At 57.6% G+C, this 21,641-nt stretch carries 21 protein-coding genes, 1 pseudogene and 1 riboswitch; of the genes and pseudogenes, 8 read left to right on the top strand and 14 right to left on the bottom strand.

Annotated elements, in window-relative coordinates; translation table 11 throughout:
• Positions 1–51: 51 nt before the first annotated feature.
• Positions 52–1,059, bottom strand: a complete 1,008-nt coding sequence (locus CKV94_RS01385; protein WP_064086482.1) for a L,D-transpeptidase — start codon at positions 1,057–1,059, stop codon at positions 52–54.
• Between the two features lie 297 nt (positions 1,060–1,356).
• Here CKV94_RS01385 and pncB point away from each other — a divergent pair, with 297 nt between their 5' ends.
• Positions 1,357–2,568, top strand: coding sequence for a nicotinate phosphoribosyltransferase (pncB, locus tag CKV94_RS01380; RefSeq protein WP_003823275.1), 1,212 nt, complete (start codon positions 1,357–1,359; stop codon positions 2,566–2,568).
• Between the two features lie 198 nt (positions 2,569–2,766).
• On the opposite strand, the gene CKV94_RS01375 is transcribed toward pncB, so the two are convergent.
• Complete coding sequence (locus tag CKV94_RS01375) at positions 2,767–3,261, bottom strand: hypothetical protein (RefSeq protein WP_003823273.1); 495 nt, start codon at positions 3,259–3,261, stop codon at positions 2,767–2,769.
• Between the two features lie 181 nt (positions 3,262–3,442).
• Positions 3,443–3,730: pseudogene (locus CKV94_RS01370) on the bottom strand (DUF3579 domain-containing protein); the annotation flags it as partial.
• 177 nt (positions 3,731–3,907) lie between these two features.
• On the opposite strand from CKV94_RS01370, the gene CKV94_RS01365 reads away from it, so the two are divergent.
• On the top strand, positions 3,908–4,471 hold the full coding sequence (locus tag CKV94_RS01365; RefSeq protein ID WP_003823271.1) for a flavin reductase family protein: 564 nt from the start codon (positions 3,908–3,910) through the stop codon (positions 4,469–4,471).
• A 183-nt stretch (positions 4,472–4,654) separates the two neighbouring features.
• Positions 4,655–6,157, top strand: a complete 1,503-nt coding sequence (gene ubiB / locus CKV94_RS01360; protein ID WP_003823269.1) for a ubiquinone biosynthesis regulatory protein kinase UbiB — start codon at positions 4,655–4,657, stop codon at positions 6,155–6,157.
• Between the two features lie 163 nt (positions 6,158–6,320).
• Here the strand turns inward: ubiB and CKV94_RS01355 are convergent, their stop codons facing one another.
• The 11 genes from CKV94_RS01355 to gpmI form a co-directional block, all read right to left on the bottom strand.
• Positions 6,321–6,950: a hypothetical protein gene (locus tag CKV94_RS01355; RefSeq protein WP_003823268.1), complete on the bottom strand. Its 630-nt coding sequence runs from the start codon at positions 6,948–6,950 to the stop codon at positions 6,321–6,323.
• 101 nt (positions 6,951–7,051) lie between these two features.
• A complete protein-coding gene (locus CKV94_RS01350) occupies positions 7,052–7,714 on the bottom strand; it encodes a metallophosphoesterase (RefSeq protein WP_003823266.1) in 663 nt (220 codons plus the stop codon).
• Between the two features lie 144 nt (positions 7,715–7,858).
• A complete protein-coding gene (locus CKV94_RS01345; protein WP_035580162.1) occupies positions 7,859–8,539 on the bottom strand; it encodes an MOSC domain-containing protein in 681 nt (226 codons plus the stop codon).
• A 193-nt stretch (positions 8,540–8,732) separates the two neighbouring features.
• A complete protein-coding gene (locus tag CKV94_RS01340; protein ID WP_003823263.1) occupies positions 8,733–9,188 on the bottom strand; it encodes a hypothetical protein in 456 nt (151 codons plus the stop codon).
• A gap of 228 nt (positions 9,189–9,416) precedes the next feature.
• Positions 9,417–9,872, bottom strand: coding sequence for a hypothetical protein (locus CKV94_RS01335; protein WP_003823261.1), 456 nt, complete (start codon positions 9,870–9,872; stop codon positions 9,417–9,419).
• A 185-nt stretch (positions 9,873–10,057) separates the two neighbouring features.
• Complete coding sequence (locus CKV94_RS01330; RefSeq protein ID WP_050754437.1) at positions 10,058–10,879, bottom strand: hypothetical protein; 822 nt, start codon at positions 10,877–10,879, stop codon at positions 10,058–10,060.
• A 300-nt stretch (positions 10,880–11,179) separates the two neighbouring features.
• Positions 11,180–11,650, bottom strand: coding sequence for an META domain-containing protein (locus tag CKV94_RS01325; protein ID WP_035580154.1), 471 nt, complete (start codon positions 11,648–11,650; stop codon positions 11,180–11,182).
• A gap of 291 nt (positions 11,651–11,941) precedes the next feature.
• Positions 11,942–13,387: a S41 family peptidase gene (locus CKV94_RS01320; RefSeq protein ID WP_003823256.1), complete on the bottom strand. Its 1,446-nt coding sequence runs from the start codon at positions 13,385–13,387 to the stop codon at positions 11,942–11,944.
• A gap of 294 nt (positions 13,388–13,681) precedes the next feature.
• A complete protein-coding gene (locus CKV94_RS01315; protein ID WP_003823252.1) occupies positions 13,682–15,010 on the bottom strand; it encodes a murein hydrolase activator EnvC family protein in 1,329 nt (442 codons plus the stop codon).
• A gap of 39 nt (positions 15,011–15,049) precedes the next feature.
• Positions 15,050–15,652, bottom strand: coding sequence for a manganese efflux pump MntP (locus CKV94_RS01310; RefSeq protein ID WP_003823251.1), 603 nt, complete (start codon positions 15,650–15,652; stop codon positions 15,050–15,052).
• Between the two features lie 48 nt (positions 15,653–15,700).
• The gene (gene gpmI / locus CKV94_RS01305) at positions 15,701–17,221 is read right to left on the bottom strand and encodes a 2,3-bisphosphoglycerate-independent phosphoglycerate mutase (RefSeq protein WP_003823250.1); all 1,521 of its coding nucleotides are present in this window, start codon (positions 17,219–17,221) and stop codon (positions 15,701–15,703) included.
• Between the two features lie 234 nt (positions 17,222–17,455).
• On the opposite strand from gpmI, the gene CKV94_RS01300 reads away from it, so the two are divergent.
• From CKV94_RS01300 to cytX, 5 genes are all read left to right on the top strand, one after another.
• Entirely contained in the window at positions 17,456–17,896 is a 441-nt protein-coding gene (locus CKV94_RS01300) for a hypothetical protein (RefSeq protein ID WP_003823248.1), read from the top strand.
• A gap of 112 nt (positions 17,897–18,008) precedes the next feature.
• Positions 18,009–18,557, top strand: a complete 549-nt coding sequence (locus tag CKV94_RS01295; protein ID WP_003823247.1) for a YqgE/AlgH family protein — start codon at positions 18,009–18,011, stop codon at positions 18,555–18,557.
• Positions 18,550–18,996: a Holliday junction resolvase RuvX gene (ruvX, locus tag CKV94_RS01290; protein WP_003823245.1), complete on the top strand. Its 447-nt coding sequence runs from the start codon at positions 18,550–18,552 to the stop codon at positions 18,994–18,996. Before CKV94_RS01295 ends, ruvX begins: the two co-directional genes overlap by 8 nt.
• 140 nt (positions 18,997–19,136) lie before the next feature.
• Positions 19,137–19,700: a hypothetical protein gene (locus tag CKV94_RS01285; RefSeq protein WP_143336511.1), complete on the top strand. Its 564-nt coding sequence runs from the start codon at positions 19,137–19,139 to the stop codon at positions 19,698–19,700.
• 396 nt (positions 19,701–20,096) lie between these two features.
• Positions 20,097–20,191, top strand: a riboswitch (TPP riboswitch).
• Between the two features lie 158 nt (positions 20,192–20,349).
• Positions 20,350–21,561 carry a putative hydroxymethylpyrimidine transporter CytX gene (cytX, locus tag CKV94_RS01280; RefSeq protein ID WP_003823243.1) on the top strand — a complete coding sequence of 404 codons (1,212 nt, stop codon included), beginning with the start codon at positions 20,350–20,352 and terminating at the stop codon, positions 21,559–21,561.
• Positions 21,562–21,641: the final 80 nt, after the last annotated feature.

Genomic DNA, 21,641 nt, shown 5'->3' with positions numbered 1-21,641 from the left:
CCTGAAACCAAAAACCTGCCGCTCTTTAAAAACGGCAGGTTTCGATATGGCTTACAGCAAGGTGTCCGACAGCGGAATATCCTGCGGCTGCACGGGCGTGGCGGGCAGGGGCCGCTCGCGCGGCTCGGTGCGGCGGCGCGGGGCAGGGCGGGTGCTGGCGGGAATCGGGGTTTCGGTGCTGCCGGCACCGTCGGTGAGCGCTTCCACGGCGCTACCTTCAGGCAGGATTTCGTCTGCTTGCAGGGGTTCGGAGGCATCCACGGCTTGCGGGCGGCTCAGCTCGGCCGCGCCGTTTTGCCAGGCCACGGATTGCAATTTGCCTTGCACGCGGGCGTTGGCGTTTTGGCAGGTGATGCACACCAAGCGGCCGTTGCGGCTGCGCAAAACGCTGTTGATGCGGGCGGGATTGGCGGTGAGACCGTTGGCCTGCGACCAGGCGTCGATGCTTTGGCGCAGGGCGGTGGTGTTCAAGTTGCGCTGCTGATAGGGGTCGGCATAGGCGGCAAGCCAGAGGTGGTTGTTGGTATCGGCATTGAGGCTGGCCAGCTGGTAGATCACGGCGGCGCTGGCGCCGGTGCGCACGTTGCGGGCAAATTGCAGGGCATTGTTGCTGTGCATGCGCACGCAGCCGTGGCTGCGGATGCCGGGTACGCTGGCGGGGGCGTTGGTGCCGTGGATGCCCAAGCCTAAGCGCGGCGGGCCCAAGCGCACGAATACCGGGCCCAGCGGGTTGCTCGGGCCGGGCGGAATGCTGCTGATTTCAGGCAGGCCGGCGGCGGCGCGCTCGCGGCGGATACTGGCGGGGATCGACCAAGTGGGATTGTAGGCTTTGGAACCGATGTGGTAGTTGCCCAGCGGGGTGCGGGTGCGGTTTTTGCCCACCGCCACGGGATAAACGTTTTTCAGTTGGCCGTTTTCATACAGGAAAAGGCGCATCTGCGGGATGTTGATAACGACATGCTGACCTGCGGCCACGGGTGAGAAATCGGGCAGCGGGGTGTTGTTGGCGGCGGCAGTGCCGGCGGCGGCCAGAAGGCAAAGTAATGCGAGTTTCTTCATAGTAATGGTTGGGAAAAATAGGTTTGCGTGTTGTAAAGACAATAAATGGTGGCATGATACCCGAAACTGCTGCCGACCGATGCAGCAGGCTACCTGAAAGCGGTAAAACGTGTTTTAATGCCACACAATTATTCCGATTGCGCCGCCTGCCGTATGCGCGGCCAGCTCGGTTTAATTTGTTTAAATGCAATAAAATCATAAACTTAGCAGCCATTCAGACTACCTGAAAGCCCCGGCGCCTGATGAAGCCCAAACAACCTTCCCTGCTTTTCTGTTTACCCACCTCACGGAGCAGCTATGCAACGCCACATCATCCAATCCTTGTTGGACACCGATCTCTATAAATTCACCATGCTGCAAGTGGTATTGCACCAATTCCCACAGGCGCACGGCGTGTATGAATTCCGCTGCCGCAACCTAGACGAATGCGTGTATCCGCTGGTGGAGATCCGCAGCGAGCTGGAAGCCGAGCTCGATGCCCTGTGTACTCTGCGTTTCACTCCTGATGAGCTCAACTACCTGCGTAGTCTGCGCTTTATTAAAAGCGATTTTGTGGATTATTTGGAGCTGTTCCAGCTCAAACGCCGCTTCATCCAAGTAACCGTGGACGAGCAGAACCGGCTCTGCATCCGCGTGGAAGGGCCGATTATCCAAGCCATGTTCTTCGAGATTTTCGTGTTGGCGATTGTGAATGAGCTCTACTTCCGCCGCCTCGAAACCCCCGAAGTGCTGGCCGAGGGCGAGCGCAGGCTGCAGGCCAAGGCCGACCTGCTGCGCAGCTATGCCGCCGCCCAAGAGCCCGGAGACCCGCCCTTCCTCGTATCCGATTTCGGCACACGCCGCCGCTACAACCTCGCCTGGCAGGAGCACGTTGTCCGCACGCTCAACCAAGCCGCGCCCGACTGCCTGCGCGGCACCAGCAACGTTTATCTGGCCAAAAAACTCGGCCTCATCCCCATCGGCACCGTGGCGCACGAATTTATGCAGGCCTTCCAAGCCCTAGACGTACGCCTGCGCGATTTCCAAAAAGCCGCACTGGAAAGCTGGGTGCGCGAATACCGCGGCGACCTCGGCATCGCCCTCACCGACGTGGTGGGCATGGATGCCTTCCTGCGCGATTTCGACCTTTATTTCGCCAAACTCTTCGACGGCCTGCGCCACGACAGCGGCGACCCCTATGTGTGGGGCGAAAAAGCCTACGCCCACTACCAGAAGCTCAAAATCGACAGCCGCACCAAAATGCTCACCTTCTCCGACGGCCTCGATTTGGAAAAGGCCTGGGCGCTGCACCAATACTTCAAAGACCGCTTCAAAACCAGCTTCGGCATCGGCACCAACCTCACCAACGACATGGGGCACAAGCCGTTGAACATCGTGCTCAAGCTGGTGGAGTGCAACGGCCAATCCGTGGCTAAGCTCTCCGACAGCCCCGGCAAAACCATGAGCGACAACAATACCTTCCTCGCCTACTTGCGCCAAGTGTTCCAGATTGCCGAAACGCCCAAGTAGGGTTTGACTTGGCTGATTATGTTTTCAGGTAGCCTTTCTGCTGTGGGAAGGCTACCTGAAAAATTGTTGGGTTGAGGCTCAAGTCGTGGCGGTTCCACTAATCTGCTTTTTCTCTGGTTGATGGTGAACCTGCCATTTGCCTTAACCCCAAACGTTTCAGCTAGCCTTGGGTTCAATCCTTAAAAGGCTACCTGAAAACTAGTTTGCCCAATCTTTTGGTGTGGCTCCCAAGTTGAAGGCAGTGAGCACAAACTTGTTGGCATCACAGTTGTTTGGGGTGCTCTGGTTTTCAAAATAAAGCTCTACGCCGCTTGCCAGCAACAAGCGCGTGTTGAGGGCAAAAGTTTTCTTTCTGAAATCGATGCCGTGGAAATTGAGTTTTTTGATAACGAAGGCAAGGCGCAGCTTTTTCGGGTGCTTGAAAATCCAAGGTTGCATGGCGATATGGCTACCCGCGTCCAGCTTGTCCCAAGGGAAACCGTCTGCATAAATATTGGTTAATTCATCGCCCCGGAAGATTAAATCAATCGAGCCGTAACGCCAAATCACGCATTCTGCATCCGGCTCTTCGGGATAGACAGAGTCGGGCGGCGGGAAATAGGCAGCCAAGTGGGCTTTGGTTTGCCCCAGTTTCAGGCCGCCGAATTCGCCGCTGCGGCAGAAGTTGAGCATATTGATGGTGGGGATGGACATGGTTTTATCCTAAACCGATGGGCAGATTGGCTTTCAGGTAGCCTGAAGTAGGCTACCTGAAACATATAGCATGCTGTTTTGTGTTTGTTTTATTCAATCCTAGAGTTGGATTAAAGATGATTTGTGTAGCGGCAACAAAGCTGCTTCACGCCGTGGTGTTGCTGACTTCGTCGCCCAGCAGTTCCTTCAGTCCGGCTTCATCCAGCACTTGCAGGCCGTTGGTGGCGGCGAAATCCATTAAGAATTGGAACATCGGCGGATTGATGGTTTCCAGCCTTTTGCCCACGGTTATGCTGCGCACTTTGCCGATGAGCAGCGGGCGCACCCATTCGTGGTAGCAGAGGCGGTGTTCTTTGCCAAAAGAGGAGAGCAGGCCGCACAGCCGCTCGGCCCAATCGCTGGGGCGGAAGGGTTTGCCGTCGGCGGTGGCGCCGTAAATCACTATTTCGTCCGGATTTGGGGTGAACATTTCCGATGGTCCTTCTACAGATTGTTAATGAATTATAGCTGGATGCATGGTTTTGTTAAACCATTGTTGCACGGTCGGCATCGGCTTTCGGGCGGCCTGAGGCTACCTGAAAAATATAAATTTCTGTAAAATAACACTTTATGATTTAAACCAACTCATTTATTTTTAAGGAAAACCATGCTCCAAGCCCTCGAACTTTCCCAAGCCACCCGTTTAATCAACCACGGCCCCGTGGTGATGGTGTCCGCCAAGGCCGGCGGCGTGGAAAACGTGATGTCTGCCGCCTGGGCGTGTGCGCTGGATTATGCACCCGCGCGTGTAACGGTGGTGCTGGACAAAGGCGCGTTCACGCGCGGCTTGTTGGAGCACAGCGGCTGGTTTGCGCTGCAAGTGCCGCTGGCCAAGCAGGCTGAAACCGTGCTGGCGGTGGGCAGTCAGAGCCGCAAAAATAATCCGGTCAAGTTAGCTGATTGCGGCGTGGAACTGTTTTATCAGGAAGGCTTCGATGTGCCGCTGGTGCAAGGTTGCGGCGCCTACCTTATCTGCCGCCTGCTGCCCGAGCCGCACAATCAGCAAACTTATGATTTGTTTATCGGCGAAGTGGCTGCCGTGTGGGCGGACGACCGTGTGTATGCCGATGGCCGCTGGCTGTTCGACAGCGTGCCGGACGAATTGAAAACGCTGCATTATGTGGGCAACGGCCTGTTTTACCGCACGGGCAAGGGTTTGAAGGTGGGGTAGGCGTTTCGACTTTAATTGCAGTTTGTGTTTGAACTTCGATGAAGTTTCGCTTTCAGGTAGCCTTTAGGCCTGACTAAGGCTACCTGAAAAATTGTCTGCTCCATTTCGTATTCGCTGCCTGCTGCCCCTGCCGCAGGCTTTGTTTTATAATCGCTTCCTTTTCCACCCCTTCGGACTTCTATTATGAAATGGCTGAGCCGCCTGGCCGTCATCCTCAAAACCGTATACCGCTTCGGGCTGGCCGACCTTTTGGCTGCGCGTGGCAAAACCACTTGGTTTGTCAAACTATTGCCGCGCTCAGGCAAAATGCGGGATACGCCGCTGCCGGTGCGCCTGCGCTTGGCGTTGGAGAGCTTGGGGCCGATTTTTGTGAAGCTCGGTCAGGTGCTTTCCACCCGGCCAGATTTGCTGCCGGCGGCCTATGCGCTGGAATTGAGCCGACTGCAAGACAAAGTGCCGCCGTTTGATGCGGATTTGGCGCGGCAGCAGATTGAAGCATCGTTCGGGCGGCCGGTGGAAGAAATCTATGCCGAGTTTGAAGCCGAGCCGGTGGCAGCGGCTTCGGTGGCGCAGGTGCACCGCGCGCGGCTGTTTGGCGGCGAGGCGGTGGCGGTGAAAGTGTTGCGGCCGAATCTGGAGCCGGTGATCGAGCAGGATTTGGCCCTGATGCGCACCGCCGCGCGGCTGATTGAAAAGCTGCTGCCCGACGGCAAACGCCTGCGCCCGCGCGAAGTGGTGGCCGAGTTCGACAAATATCTGCATGACGAGCTTGATTTGCTGCGCGAAGCAGCCAATGCCAGCCAAATCGGGCGCAATTTCAGCGGCAGCACCATGCTGCGCGTGCCGAAGGTATATTACGACTATTGCAGCGAAAGCGTGATGACCATGCAGTGGATGGACGGCACGCCGATTGCCGAAGTGGCCGAGCTGCAGCGGCGCGGCGTGGATTTGAAACGGTTGGCGCGCTACGGCGTGGAAATCTTCTTCACCCAAGTGTTCAAACACGGCTTTTTCCACGCCGATATGCACCCGGGCAATATACTGGTGGACGACGAAGGCCGCTATATCGCGCTGGATTTCGGCATTGTGGGCAGCCTCACGGACTACGACAAACGCTATCTCGCCATCAATTTCCTCGCCTTCTTCAACCGCGACTATCACCGCGTGGCCACGGCGCATATTGAAAGCGGCTGGGTGCCGGCAGATACGCGGCCGGAAGAGTTGGAAGCTGCCGTGCGCGCCGTGTGCGAGCCGTTTTTCAACAAGCCGTTGGCCGAAATCTCCTTCGGCCTCGTGCTGATGCGCCTGTTTGAAACCAGCCGCCGCTTTAACGTGCAAATTCAGCCGCAGCTGGTGTTGCTGCAAAAAACCCTGCTCAACATCGAAGGATTGGGCCGCCAGCTGGATCCGCAGCTGGATTTATGGGAAACGGCCAAGCCGTTTTTGGTGAGTTGGATGAACGAACAGGTTGGCGTGAAAGCCTTGTGGCGCAATCTGAAGCAGGAAGCCCCCGACTGGGCGGAAATCCTGCCCGCCCTGCCGCGCAAACTGAATATGCTAGTGGATGAAGCCCGCCAACAGGAAATGCGCGATGCCTACCTGCACCTGGTGCGCACCCAGCAGCGGCAGAATATGTGGCTCGCACTGATTGCGCTGATGCTGTTACTGATGGCGCTGTTGGATTAACTGGCGGCAGGATGAAAGTTGTCTTGGCGTAGCAAGAAATGCTCGTGTTAAAGGCTACCTGAAAAGTTTCAGGTAGCCTTTTTTCATCCGAACCGGCCAAACTCTTCCATCTGCATGGAGTGCCGGTGTTTGGCAGCAGAAAAAGTAAAGCGTGCGTGCCGCCTCAACCCCAAAATGCCGCTTCAAATCCTACCGCACATTCCGGCGGTAATTCGTGGAGCAGCAAATCGTGCAGGGCTGTAAGCAAATCTTCGGGTTTGCCGCCTTCTGCTTCATCATAAAACAGCCCGCCGGCGGCCTGCCATTCTTGTTCGAAGCGGTGTATGGCCAGTAGTGTGTGTATTAAGGCTGCCACCGACGGCGCAATCAGGCGGCGGTTTTCCACGGTGCTGTAGCCGGTCGTCAGCCAATAAACGGGGCTGCCGGGCGCGGCGGTGTCGGCAAATAGGATTGAGTCGTCAAACATATTGCCAAATACCGCCCATTCTTCTCGCCAGCCGTCGGTTGGCAAATATTGTTTCGCCTTGTTGTTCCAGCCGAACGCCCAATCGTTCCAAATCTCGCGCAAACCCGCATAAGGCAGCCATTGCAGGAATAAGGTTTGCATTTCCAGCCAGTAGTCGGCACGCGGATTTTCGCCCTGCCATGTGCCATCCATATGGTGGTAGAAATCTGCCAGCTTGCCTAAATGCAGGTGGCGGTGGTTGGCCAAGGCGGGCAGGTTTTGCGGTTCTGGTGTGTAAGGCAAGCCGAAGGTTTGGGCGAAAGTACGGATTAGGTCGGCGTTGGGCATAGGGTTTTGTTTCTGTGAGGTCGGTTTTACCAGGTGTTGATATTTTCAGGTAGCCTCTTACGGGCAGTTTCTACATTCGTGGAGCAGGCTACCTGAAAACTCTATTCGGCTGCTCGGGGATTGAATTCGGCCAGTTTCTGCTCCACCCAGATGCTGGCGGTATCGGGAGTATCGGGCATGGGTTCGGCTTCGCCGAAGTGGGACACGGCGGGCAGGGGGCGCAGGAGGGTGTCGATGTCTTGCGGGCTTAGAAATCGGCCGTGCAGGTCGAATCCGACGTTGAGGGCGCGGCCGGAGAGGGGGGCGAGGCGGTCGTGCAGATGGCCGTAGAGGTGATACCAGCCTTTGTGGCAGCCGTCCCATTCGTTGATGGGGTAGTGGAATAAAATCAGGGTATTGTTGATTTCGGGTAGCTTGAGTTTGAGATAGGGCTGGGCGGAGGCAAGCAGGGGGTGGCCGTCGGCTTTGGTGGTTTGAAAGAATCGGCTGATGTGGCGTTGGATGAGGTCGTCGTGGTTGCCGAAAATCAGGTGGTGGCGGCCGTTGAGGCGGGAGAGCAGGTGGGTGATGTGCTTGAGGTCGTGTGAGAAGCTGAGGTCGCCCAAGTTGTACACTTCATCTTCGGGGGAGACGGTGCGGTTCCACATGGCCACAAGGTGTTCGTCCATTTCTTCAACACTGGCGAAGCGGCGGAACTGGGGGCAGAATTTGGCAATGTTTTTGTGGGAGAAGTGGAGGTCGGAGGTAAAGAAGATTTTGCTCATATTGGTAAGAAGTTCAAAACGGTTGCTCACTGCGTTGCCATACGGTTTGTGGCTAGCTGTATGAAGAAATCATTATTCAGCTATACCTGAAAGCAGGGTTTTAATGCGGTTGAAGCGAAGTATTAGTAGGGTTGAAATGGTGGTTCAGCCGAAGAGGCGGCGTTGCCAATCTTCGCATTCGCCGGTGTCGAGGCGGCGTTGGAACATATGCTGCCAGGAAGGGGGCAGGGGCAGTTGCAGCACTTCGCGCATGGCCTGAGGCTGGCAGTTTCGGCTATCGATGAGTTCGAGGATGCGGCTGAGCGGCCATTCGGCATAGGGGCGGGCGAGGAGGTGCACGCTGTCGCCCGCTTGAATGTGGCCGCTTTGTAATACGCGCAAATACCAGCCGCAGCGCAGATTGTGCTGTACTTGGGCGGCTATGTCGGGCACGCCGAAGCGTTCGTTGAGTTTCCAGCAGGGCTGGCGGCCTTGGCTGACTTCGAAGCGGGCGCTGCCGATTTGCCATTGGTCGCCGAGGCAGACTTGCCATTCGTCTGTGCCTTCGATGCAGAGGTTTTCGCCAAAGCCGCCGGCGCGGAAGTGCGGATTGCCGGGGAATTGGGCTTGCCAGTGTTCGTAGTGGTGTTGGGCGTAGCAATGCAGGGCTTTGTCGGCACCGCCGTGGTAGCGCGGGTCGCCCACGCCGTCGCCTACTAGGCCGGTGGGGGTGGCTTCGATGGGGCCGGCTACGGGCTGTTTGTCGATGCCGCTGATTTGGCCGCGGGCAAAGGGTTTGGGCTGGGCAATGCGGATTTCGCTGACGGTGGCGATGGTTTGAGGCATGATGGTTTCCTGCACAGATGGGCTGTGGCTGATTATAGCGGATGGGCTGGGTTTCTGCTTTACAGGCTGGCTGAAAACGAGCTTGTGAGTTTCCGCGAAGCTAAAGTTTCAGGTAGCCTTCCAGCTGGCAGCTTGAACCAAGGCAAATAAAAAACAGGCAAGCCTGAGGCATGCCTGTTTGTAAGTTGGGCGGTTAATCTCGGAAGATTTGTTGGTTGCCCACGAATACATTGCTGCTGTATTGGCAGCCGGAGGCGGTTTTGCAGCCGGGGATGGTTACGCTTAAGGTGTAGCGGCCGGTGCGGGTGGGGCGCAGGCCGAACATGGGGGCGTCGTCTTCTTCAGTATCGGCTTTGACTACGCTGCCATCGGCTGATTTGAGGGTTAGGTCGATGTTGTTGCAGTCGTGATCGCAGGCGGCGAAGAAGGTGTAGTATTTGCCGGCGGTGAGTTGAATCTGGTGGGTTTTGGTTTCGCCCACTTTGGCGCTGCCTTGGAACAGCTCTGCTTGGCGGGCACCCGGGTCTTTTTCCTGCATAAGTTGTTTGTAAACCTGCTGGACTTCGGGCAGCCATGAGCTCCTAGGCTCAGCTAGGGCGGCGGGGGCGGCAATCAGAGCGGCTAGGCCCAAGACGGCAAATTGTTTCATGTTTTTTTCTTTTGATTGGTTAGGTGAGTGTGCGCATTATAATGTAAGCTTAGGGAACACTGTAATTTTTTATTCTTTTAAAATCATTATATTATTTATATATTTGGTGTTTTATGGGGTACGGATGCAGTAAGGCTACCTGAAAGTTTCAGGTAGCCTTTATCAGATGGTTCCGGGCAATAACAACAGGCAAGCTTGCGGCCTGCCTGTTTGCATGATTTAGCGTGATTAGTCGGCGAAAATATCTCGGTTGCCAACGAATACTTGACCGCTGTATTTGCAGCCGCTGTCGGTATGGCAGCCGGGGATGGCTACGCTCAGTGTGTAGCGGCCGGTGCGATTGGCACGCCAGCTGAACATGGGGGCGTCGTCATCTTCGGTGTCGGCTTTAATTACGCTGCCATCGGCTGATTTGAGGGTCAGGTCGATGTTGTCGCAGTCGCGGTCGCAGTCGGCGAAGAAGGTGTAGTATTTACCGGCAGTGAGCTGAACCTGGTGGTTTTTGGTCTCGCTCACTTTAGCTGCGCCTTGGAATAGGTCGGCTTGGCGGGCGCTCTCGTCTTTAGAGCGAACAGCTTGTCTGTTGAATTGCTGGGCTTCGGGCAGCCATGAGCCATTAGGTGCAGCCAGGGCGGCAGGAGCGGCAATCAGGGCAACCAGGCCTAAAACGGCAAATTTTTTCATATGTCTTCCTTTTGATTGGTTAAGTGAAAGAGTGTGCGCATTATAATGTAAATTAGAGAAATACTCTACTTTTATATTCTTTTTAAATCATTTGATTACGGTTGAATGCTAGTATTTTTGGCTGAGTAAGGAAGGCAAAAGGCTACCTGAAATCTTCAGGTAGCCTTCTTTAAGAACACTAGAGTTTAGTGATCAAACACGGGTTTGGTGCCCATGAATACTTGGCTGCTGTATTCGCATTGTTCGGTGTCACATTTCGGCATGGTAACAGTGAGGGTGTAGCTGCCGGTGCGGTTGGCACGCCAGCCGAATATTGGAGAATCGTCGTCGTCGTTATCTTCTTTAATTACGCGGCCATCGGCTGCTTTGAGGGTCAGGTCGATATCGCTGCAAGAGTAGTCGCAATCGGCGAAGAAGCTGTAGTATTTGCCGGCGGTGAGCTGTACTTGGTGGCTGCGATTTTGCTCTTTGGCAGCACGGCCGTTAAACAGATGAACTTGGCGGGCTTGGGGGTCTTTTCTACGCACGATATCACGGTTTATTTTTTGAGCTTCAGGCAGCCATGGGCCGTTTTCAAAGGCTTGGATGCTGTAGGCACAGCCGGAGGAGGCTTCGCATTTGGTCATGTTGGCGGTAAGGGTGTAGGTACCGCTGGTTGCAATAGCGCTGTTGATGACGGGATTGTCGTCGTCGTCGTCATCTTCTTTGATGGTTTTGCCGTTGCTATCGGTCAGCTTGAGGTCGATGTCGGAGCATTGGCGGTCGCAGTCGGCAAAAAATACGTAGGATTTGCCGGCTTGGAGCTGAATGGTATGGTTTTGGCTGCGGTTTTGTGCCAGATTGCCATTGAACAGCTGGAGTTCTCGCGCATCGCTACTCCGTTGACGCACGATTTCGCGGTTGATTCTTTGTGCTTCGGGCAGCCAGTCGTCGGCCTGCGCAGGTGCGGCGAAGGCAGGGGCAGCAGCCATCAGAGCGGCGATGGCGGCGAGAGTAAATTTCTGCATGGAATGCTCCTTTTGGTTAAAAAAGTAATAAAAGGGAAACAACGGGCAGATTATAGCCAATGTGCTGGAGTTTAACTAATCTTTTCTTATGTTAGGGTCTGTTGATAACTGCTGGTTTCCGCATTTTTCACCCCAAAGACGGCATTTTCCGCGTTGGAAATCCTCGCAAGGTGCCCAGCCTTACTGCGGTTTCCGACTTGAATCTGCTGCCTTTGGGGCAAAAATCCGCTTGGAAAAGTAGCTGTCAACAGCCCCAATCAGGCTACCTGAAAAACCATCTTCAGGTAGCCTGATTGGGGCTTAGCGTGCCGGTTCGGCTTGCAGGATGACATGCTGCCTGCGGTCGAGCAGTTCCAGCTTATTGCCGTTGATGCGGTAGGCGGCGGTGCGAGCAAAGGCGGCTGAGAGCCATTCTTCCTGCGCCTGAACATTCGGCGGGCAGAGCATCAGCGTGGTGGCGAGCTCGCCGATTTGTAGGTTTTGGCCTTGGTGGCTGAAGTGGCCGGATAGGGAATTACAGCCGAACGAGGCGTTCACGCGATTGTTGGCGTTGAACGCCAACGATCCGTTGGCGGCGTGGCGGCCGATGCGGGTGATGCGCCAGCCGTGGCGGGAGAGTTCGGTTGCGGTTGCATTGGGCGCTGTGGCAACAGGCTGCGCCACGGGAGCAGGCTGCTCAGGGGCTGCGGGGGGCGGGGGGGCGCTGTCGGCCGGATTGGGGCGGGCGGCGCAGGCGGCGAGTAGGAAGGCGGCGAGATAAATCGGTTTCATTGCATGGGCTCCTATCTGGTTGAAAAGCATTTAATACAATGTGTTGTATTGTACACTAGGGGATGCGGTTCGGTGTTGATATAAGGCAATGGGGCGGGCATTTATAGCGGGTTGAAAAGGAACGTTGCTGCGCGTTGGTTTGCTTTGCCGTGCTGCTTATACTTGCTGCGGCTAGCCGCTTTGTTCTACTTTTTTATTCCGCTATATTTTGGAAAACGTGGCGTGGGCCGCATCAACATAAAAGGCTACCTGAAAATTTTCAGGTAGCCTTTGTTTGCTTGCCTAATCCGCTTAGTGCTCAATCGGTTTGGCCGGGCGGGTGGCGGCTTGGCCTAGGGCGGCGCGCCATTGTTGCGGGGCTTTCACCAGTTCCAAAGCGCGGCGCAGTTGGTCGTCTTTGGCCGGATTGGGTTTGTAGCGGGTGGCGGGGTTGTTGTCGGCCTCGTCTTTAGCAGCGGGCTCGGAGGCGGCTTTGTTTTCAGCGCTGTGGTTGTTCAGCGCGCGGCCGCGCACTTCGTTGCCGCCGTTGGGGTTGCTCAGGTGGCCGGAGAGGTCGGCTTCGCGACTTTCATAACGGCGGGTTTTATCGGCCACTTCCACATCGGGCACGATGCCTTGGGCTTGGATGGAACGACCGCTGGGGGTGTAGTAGAGCTGGGTGGTGATTTTCAGCGCGCCGCCGTTGGAAAGGGGCATTACGGATTGTACGGAGCCTTTGCCGAAGCTTTGCGTGCCCACAATCACGGCGCGTTTGTGGTCTTGAAGGGCGCCGGCCACGATTTCGGAGGCGGAGGCGGAACCGGAGTTAATCAACACGGTGATGGGGATGGTTTTAAATTCGGCAGGCAGGCCGGCAAGCGGGTCTTTGCTGCTGCCGATTTGGTAGTCGGCGGGCTGGGCTTTGAGATTCATGTTTTCTTTGCCGTCACGGCCTTTGGTGCTCACCACGAGCTGCCCGTTTTGCAGGAAGGCGGCAGATACGCCCACGGCACCGTTGAGCAGGCCGCCGGGGTCGTCGCGCAGGTCGATGATCAGGCCTTTGAGCGGGCCGCCGTTGGTTTGGTGCATGGCTTGCAGTGCCTCGGTCATAGCGGGCACGGTGCGCTCTTGGAATTGGCTGATACGCAGGTAGCCGTAGCCGGGCTCGATGATGTCGTGGCGCACGCTGCGCACTTTAATCACGGCGCGGGTGAGGGTAACCACGATGGGCTGGGGCGCGTCTTTGCGGGTGAGGGTGAGGGTGATTTTGGTGCCCGGCTCGCCGCGCATACGCTTCACGGCATCGTTTACGCTCATGCCGCGGGTGGAGGCATCATCGATTTTGATGATGTAGTCGCCGCTTTGAATGCCGGCGCGTTCGGCGGGGGTGTCTTCAATCGGTGAGACCACTTTTACGAAGCCGTCTTCACTGCCCACTTCCATGCCTAGGCCGCCGAATTCGCCTTTGGTGGATTCTTGCATGTCGGCGTAGTCTTTGAGGTTCATATACTCGGAGTGCGGGTCGAGGTTGGAAACCATGCCTTTGAGCGCGCCTTCGAGGATTTCGTCGTCGGTTTTGTCTTGATAGTAGTTGGCTTTCACCTGGCTGTACACTTCGGCCATGGTACGCAGGGAATCCACCGGCAGGGGCTGCTGGCTGCGGGTTTCGGCAAAGCTCTGCATGCTCAGGCTCACGGCGATGCCGCTGAAGGTGCCCAGGGTGTAGAGGGCGATTTTTTTGAAGGTGTTGTTGGACATAATGGGTGTTGGTCTTTCGGGTTTTGTTAATCTGAGCCAGGATAATCGGCGGTGGCGGGAGCTGTGTTTTTTCAGGTAGCCTGCTGTGTGGCTCGAAAGGCTGAACTTTAGGCAAATTTGCTTGTTCCAGCAAGGGGGTGGGGGAAAATAAATGTTAAACGGGGTTGGGATGGATTGTTGGGGGGAGATGGATGGCAAGGCTGGCTGGAAAATACGGCGGGTGTTGGCGCTATATTTTCAGGTAGCCTTTGACGCGGACTAAAGGCTACCTGAAATTTTTGCTCACCGGTTTGGCTAGTTCACCCATGAAGCGGGGTTCATGGCTTGGTTACGGTAGCGGATTTCAAAGTAGAGGCCGTTTTCACCGTTGGGGAGGCTGCCACTGCGGCCGATGGTTTGGCGGGCGGATACGCGGCTGCCGGCGCCAGCGCTGATTTGGGAGAGGCCGGTGTAGATGCTGAGGTAGCCGCTGCCGTGGTCGACGATAACGGTGTTGCCGTAGCCTTGCAGGGGGGCGGCGTAGGCGACTTCGCCTTCGGCGATGCTGCGCACGGCGGTGGGCTGGGTGCTGATGAAGAGTCCTTTCCAGGTGCCGCCGCCGGGGCGGGCTTGGCCGAAGCGGCCACTGATGCTGCCGCTGGCGGGGCGTTGCAGGCGGCCTTGCATGCGGCTGAAGCCTTGGCTTTGCGGCTCTTGGACCTCGGGGGCTTCGAGGGCGAGGTCTTCGGCGGTGAGGGTGTTGCGGTTGGGGTTTTCTGGTGTTGGGGTGTCGTGTTGACGGGCTTCGTTTCGTTCGCTTTCAGGTGGCCTGTGCGGACGTGGGGCGGGTTGGTTGCCGTTTTGGGCTTGTTGGGCTTGCTGCTGGCGGTGTTGGCGCAGGGCTTGGGCACGGCGCTGGCGTTCGGCTTCCTGCCGTTGGGCGGAGCGGCGGCTGAGGCTGGCGATGAGGCCGTTGAGGCGGCTTTCGTTTTGGCGCAGGGTTTGCAGCTTGGCGGTTTCGCGGCTGATGTCTTGCTCGAGGCTTTGCTGTTGGCGTTGCTGCTGTTGCTGTTGGCGACCGAGGCGGGCGGCGGTGGTTTGCTGTTGGCGTTTGAGGGCGTCGAGCCGCTTCAGCTGCTCGTTGATGCTGTCTTGCTGCTGTTTGAGCTCTTGGCGGTTGTGTTGCAGCTGGCTAAGGGCCTGGGCGTTGGCTTGGTTGAGGTGGCGCAGGTATTCGAGGTGGCGGCCTTTCTGCTGGGGGTCGGCGTTTTGCAGAAACAGGGTGACGGCGTTGGGCTGCTGGTTGCGGTAGCGGCTGTTGAGCAGGCGGGCGGCTTGGGCTTGGGTGCTTTGGATGCGGGTTTGCAGGCTGTCGAGCTTGGCCTGCATGGCTTGCAGCTCGCGCCAGGCGGTTTGGCGGCTGCGGGTGAGGCGGTCGAGCTCGCGGCGCACGGTGTCGAGTTCGCTTTGGGTTTGGCGGATGTTGCTTTGCAGCTGGCGTTGTTCGCTTTGCTGTTGTTGGAGCTTGCGGTTGCTCTCGCCGATGGCGCGCTGTACTTGGCGCAGGTCGTCTTTAGGCGCGGCGGCGGCGGGCAGGACGCTGCAGAGGAGGGCGAGGAGAATGAGGATTTTGCTGTGCTTCATGAGGCTACCTGAAAAAAGGAGAGGCTACCTGAAAAGGATTTAGAGGAAATGGAGGTGTTCGGCGAGGATGAGCGTACCGATGCCGATGAGGACGAGGCCGCCGAGGATTTCGGCGCGTTTGCCGATGGCGCTGCCCAGGAAGCTGCCCAAGCGCAGACCGATGGCGGCCATGATGGTGGTGGCCAGGCCGATGGCGAGGGCAGTGAGCAGGATGTTGACTTCGAGGAAGGCCAGGCCGACGCCGACAATCATGGAGTCGATGCTGGTGGCGAAGGCGATGGCGACGAGCATGAGCGGCGAGGGCGGGCGGCGGCCGGATTGGCCGCTTTCTGGCTGTGCCTCTGCAGATTGTTCCCCGGCGGGCTGTTCCGGCTGTAGCGCGCCGTAAATCATGCGCAGGCCGAGTAGGAGCAGCAGGGTGAAGGCGATCCAGTGGTCCCAATCGGCGATGTAGTGTTGTGCCACGGAGCCGATTGCCCAGCCGATGAGCGGGGTGAGGGTTTCCACACTGCCAAACACGGCGGCGGTGCGCAGTGTGCCCCGGCGGGTGGGTGTGCCGATGGCGGCGCCTTGGGCGATGGCCGCGGCGAAGGCGTCCATAGACATGCCGAAGGCGAGGGCGAGGATGGTGAGGAAGCTCATGGCGGGTGGAGGCTACCTGAAGCTTTCAGGTAGCCTGCTGCTGGGCGGTCAAACAAACTCAATCAGGCTCTCGCCGCTCATTTCCTGCGGTTTTGGCAGGCCGAGCATGGCGAGGAGGGTGGGGGCGATGTCTTTCAGTGCGCCGCCGGCCTTGATGCGGGCGGGGCGGCCCACATACAGGAAGGGCACGGGGTTGGTGGTGTGCTGGGTGTGCGGCTGGCCGTTGGCGGGGTCGAACATCTGCTCGCAGTTGCCGTGGTCGGCGGTAATCAGCACTTCGCCGCCGGCTGCCTGGGCGGCAGCCACGATTTTGCCCACGCAGTCGTCGAGCGTTTCCACCGCTTTGATGGTGGCAGCCAGCACGCCGCTGTGGCCGACCATGTCGCCGTTGGCGAAGTTGCACAGAATCACGTCGAAACGCTTGGCGGCGAGGCTGTCGAGGATGTGTTGGCACACTTGCGGCGCGCTCATTTCGGGCTGCAAATCGTAAGTGGCGACTTTGGGCGAGGGCACGAGGATGCGCTCTTCGCCGGGATAGGGCTCTTCGCGGCCGCCGCTGAGGAAGTAGGTAACGTGCGGATATTTCTCGGTTTCGGCAATGCGCAGCTGGCTGATGCCTTGGGCGGACAGGTATTCGCCCAGGCCGTTGCGGATGCTTTCTTGGGCAAACAGCACCGGGAAGCGGTATTGGCTGCCGTAGCTGGTGAGCGAGGTGAAATAGCCGGGGCGGAAGCGCTGTTGGCGCGGGAAGCCTTGGAAATCGTCGAACAGCAGGGCTTGGGTCAGCTCGCGGGCGCGGTCGGCGCGGAAGTTCATGAAGACAACTGCATCGCCGTCGCGCAGAGCGGCTGCGGGGTCGATTACGGTGGGCTGCACGAATTCGTCGTGTTCGCCGCGTTCATAGGCGGCGGCCAGGGCTTGCAGCGGCGTGTCGGCGCGGAACGGGGCTTGGCCGAACAGGGCGTTGTAGGCCTGTTCAACGCGCTCCCAGCGGTTGTCGCGGTCCATGGCGAAGAAGCGGCCGACCACACAGCCCACTTTCACTTGCGGGTGTTGCTCGCAATAGCTTTGCAGGGTTTTCAGGTAGCCTTCCGCACTTTGCGGCGGGGTGTCGCGGCCGTCTAAGAAGGGATGGAACACGATTTTCTGCATGCCGGCGGCCAGGGCGGCATCGGCCACGGCGAAGAAGTGGTTGATGTGGCTGTGCACGCCGCCGTCGGAGAAGCAGCCGAGCAGGTGCACGGTTTTCGTGGGGCTTTGCCAGGCGGCGGTGAGGGCGGGGTTTTGCGCGAGCGAACCGTTTTCGATGGCCATATCGATGCGGGTGATGTCTTGCGCCACCACGCGGCCGGCACCGATATTCAAATGCCCCACTTCAGAGTTGCCGAACTGGCCGGAGGGTAGGCCCACCATGCGTTCGGAGGCGTCGATCGTGCCGTAGGCGTATTGGGCTTTGAGGCGGTCGAGATTGGGCGTGTTGGCGAGAAGGACGGAGTTGTCGTCGCCTTCGAGGCGGTGGCCGAAGCCGTCGAGAATGAGGAGGACGATGGGTTTGGTGAGCTTGCTCATGGCGTGCGTTTCAGATGGAAATTGGGATGGCGGCATTATATAGCGGATTGGGTGGGAATTGAATGCGGGGCGGGGTGGAGCGCGGCTACCTGAAATGTAAGCTTGAGCGAAATTTTCATCATGTGGGTAGGTAGGGTGGGGCAGGTCTTTTGCTGCATAGCAGCTCGCTTGGCTTGCTTTCAGGTAGCCTGCGGCGGTTTGGTAGAATGCGGTGTGAATACGAAAAGGAATAGTATGGATATGCTGGCAACGCCCTTGGGCGAATGGGAACGGGTGCGGGAAGAAACCACGGGCAGAGTTTTCTTAGTGGGGAAATTTTTGCAGATGCCGGTGTCGGTGGCGCTTGAATCGTCTGATGTTGAGCGGGTGGATTTTGATTTTATTCAAGACAAGGTATCGAAGTTTGCCCATATCAAGCGGCAGACTGAATTGTTTTTTGAGCGCATTGCCAAAAGCCGCCCCGATTGGTTGGGCATGGCGGCAGGGGCGCGGTTGGCGGATTATCGCGATTGCGTTGCTTGCCCTGAATTCGCGTTTGGCAACGGGGCGGAGAGTTGGAGCATTGTTTATCGGGAAAGTGTGTTTCCGATTGCGGAGCCGTATGGGATTTTGGTGAATTATTTCGGGGGTGATGTGGTGGGGTTTGAAGATATATCGGATGCGGAGGAATGCTAGCGGGCAGTTTTGAGGCTACCTGAAAGTTGCCAGCCCAGATAAAACAGCACGGTATTAAATCGGGCATAACCGCTATATAATCAAATCATTTCCACACACGCCGAAACCGATTATGGATTTAACCAACCATTTCCTCATCGCCATGCCCGATATGCAGGATAATTTCTTTGCCGAGAGTGTGGTGTATGTTTGCTCCTATTCCGCCGAAGGCTGCATGGGCGTGATTATCAACAAGCCATCGCCGTTGCCGTTGCGGCAGATTCTGTCTGCCCAGCAGCACGCCGAGCCGCAGCATTTGTTTGACGACTATATCTTCTTGGGCGGCCCGGTACAGGTGGATCGCGGGTTTGTGTTGCACAGCCCGGCGGGCAACTGGATGAGCAGCATCATCGTGGGCGATAACCTCGCGCTTACTTCCTCCGGCGACATCCTTCCCCACCTGCACGACGAACAAAGCGTGAAGCAGGCCATGCTGTTTATGGGCTACACCGGCTGGAGCGCCGGCCAGCTCGAGCGCGAGCTGGCAGAAAACAGCTGGCTCACCGTGCCGGCCAGCGAACACATCATATTCGGCATGCCGCACGAGCAGCGCTACCACGCTGCCATGTCGCTGCTTAATATTGCACCCGAACAACTCATCCGAACCGGCGGCCATGCTTAATATCCCACACGGCACCACGCTGGCCTTCGATTTTGGCGAAACCCGCATCGGCGTGGCGCAGGGCGACGCCGAAGTGGGCATCGCCCACCCGCTGGCTACCATCAGCGGCGAGGGCAACGACAAAAAATTTGCCGCCATCGCCGCTCTGGTGGCCGAATGGCGGCCGGTGCAATTCGTGGTGGGGCTGCCGTTTTCCACCGACGGCAGCGAACACGAAATGACCCGCTTGGCCCGCAAGTTCGGCCACCGCCTCAACGGCCGCTTCGGCTTGCCCGTGTATTGGGCAGACGAGCGGCTCACTTCGCTCTATGCCACCGAGCTCCTCAATCAAACCGGCCTGCACGGCCGCAAACAAAAGCCCGTGCTCGACCAAGTGGCCGCGCAGGCGATTTTGCAGGGCTTCTTTGAAGGGGGCTGGGTGGAAGAGTTTCACGGTTGATTGCATGAAGGCTACCTGAAAACAGAAATAAGGTTTCAGGTAGCCTTTTGGGCACAGGGCAGACAAATCTTTGCGGCAATGTGCTGCCTGTTGCCATCTGGTTTGATCTATCCCCACTCAAAATAATTCAGGATGAAAACATGAAACTAAAACTATGGCCGGCCATATTGATGCTGTTGCCCGCGGTGGCTCTGGCCAAGCCTGCCCAGCGCGGCGAAGAAATCGTTTATTTCAGCGCACCGCCGGCAGGATTTGAAATCGGATATCGGGCTTCGCAAGGCGGGCAGACGATTGTGGAGCTGGTGCCGAGAGGACAAACGGTGCAAAACTGGGAGCGGATGGTTACCCTGCAAACCTTCGCCGGCAACACCCGATCGGTAAGCGATTTCCGCCGCGCGGTGTCGGACGGTTGGCGGAGCGCCTGCCCGGGCGGCAACACAATCAATCTGAGCGAAGGGCAGGAAAACGGCTATCCCTTCGCTTTTTGGCAAATGAGCTGCGAGCACAACCCGCAAAGCGGCAGGCCGGAATATACTTGGATAAAAGCGATGCGGGGCGAACGTGCGCTTTATGTGGCGCAATACGCTTTCCGCCACTTGCCGAGCCGGGCGGAGCTAACCGATGCGGCACGCCGACTGCGCGGCATGTCGCTGTGCGATACGCGGCCGGGCAGGGCGCGCCAGCATCCTTGCGGCCGGCGTTAGGCGTATGCAAAAGGCTACCTGAAAGCTCACTATATCCGCTTTCAGGTAGCCTTTAAGCTGAATGCTGCCGCATTCTTGTCGGGCAGGGAACTGTCGATGCAAAGTTGAGCTATGGTGATGTGGTAAGAGTTGGCTGAAGTTTTTCAGGTAGCCTGTGGGGTGGGGAAGAGGCTACTTGAAAACATCTGGGCTGCTCCTCGATAGTTCCGAAGCTAAACAGCAATTGGCTCTCGATTACCCTGTTTTTAGTGCTCTTTCCATTCGGATTTGCACGTTTGCGGAACCGAAACGACTGAGTGTGAAAACATTCTTGCCGGTGGAAGCATTGCAAAACTGGATGCCCGGCCACCTTTGCTACCACCGCTTGAAAAAACAGGGCGGCGGGGTATAATCGCGCCCAATTAGTCGGGGTGCTGCTTTGGGCGGCTGAGAGGATACCCGTTGTACCTGATCCGGTTAGCACCGGCGTAGGGAACTATCAGGCAGAGGAATGCGGGCGGCGGGTGCTGTTCGGGTTGCTTTGCCCCATCCGGAACGGATGGGTGTCTTCTCTGCTCTGCTCCCCCGGCTTGGTGTGCCGGGCTTTTTTGTGCGCATTTGATACGCGGCTCGGTGGAATAGTTTTTCACAATATAGAGGAAACAGTTTGATGGAACAGCAGGCAGATAAACTTTCGGTTACCGCTTCGGCGGTGATTTGGTTTGGGGCGGCGGTGTCGGTGGCGGAAATTCTCACCGGCATGCTGTTTGCGCCATTGGGCTGGCGCATGGGCCTTTTGGCAGTGGCTATTGGTCATGTGATCGGCGGGGTGCTGTTTTATCTGGCCGGGCTGATTGGGGCGCAAACGGGGCGCAGTGCGATGGAAACGGTACAGCTTTCCTTCGGCCGTCGCGGCTCGCTGCTGTTTTCGGCGGCCAACGTGGTGCAGCTGGTGGGCTGGACGGCGATTATGATTTTCACCGGGGCGCAGGCTGCGGCGGCGCTCACGGCGGGCTGGAGCGGCGCACAGATAGGCTGGAGTGTGATTATCGGCGCGCTGATTTTGCTGTGGCTGCGTATTGGGATGCGGAATTTCAGCAAAATCAATTTTGTGTCGATGGGCACGCTATTTGCGTTAACGCTGTGGTTGAGTGTTCAGGTAGCCTCCGGCGAGCCGGCGGCGGCCGGGCAGGCGGATGCGGAAGCGATGAGTTTCGGGCTGGCGGTGGAGCTGGCGGCGGTGATGCCGTTGTCGTGGTTGCCGCTGGTGTCGGACTACACCCGCCGCGCAGCCAAGGCACGGGCGGCCACGCTTTCGGCTACGCTGGCTTATTTCTGCACCAGCTCGTGGATGTATGCCATCGGGCTGGCGGCGGCGCTGTTTGCCGGCCAGAGCGAAATCGCGTCGATGCTGCAATATGCCGGGCTGGGTGCGGCCGGGATTTTGGTGGTGGTGTTGTCCACGGTGAGCACCACGTTTTTGGATGCGTATTCGGCCGGGGTGAGCTTTTACAGCATCAGCAGCCGTTTTGGTGAAGTGGCGGTGGCAGCGGCGGTTACGCTGCTGGGCACGCTGCTGGCGCTGGTGTTTGATGTGAGCCGCTTTGAAGGGTTTCTGTATTTTATCGGCTCGGTGTTTGCACCGATGATTGCGGTGCAGATTGCGGATTATTTTGTGCTGAAACGCAAGCCGAATTCGGGAGAAGTGGATTGGGTGAGCTTGGTATTGTGGCTGGCGGGTTTTGTGTTCTACCGCCTGATGTTGCAATGGCAGCCGCCGCTGGGCACCACGCTGCCGGTGATTGCGGCCACGTTTGCGCTGACGCTGCTGGTGCGTAAGTTGCTGTCGGCGTCGGACGGGGCGGCAGTGCACGAAAGTTGAGTAGAACCAAGAGCAAAAGGCTACCTGAAAAAATTCAGGTAGCCTTTCGTTTTGTTGTAGATGGAGGAAAGTCTGTTCCC

The organism is Eikenella corrodens, from assembly GCF_900187105.1.
In the GTDB taxonomy this organism is placed as follows: domain Bacteria; phylum Pseudomonadota; class Gammaproteobacteria; order Burkholderiales; family Neisseriaceae; genus Eikenella; species Eikenella corrodens.
The sequence above is the reverse complement of the archived record's forward strand: the minus strand, read 5'-3'. Positions and strand labels throughout refer to the sequence as shown.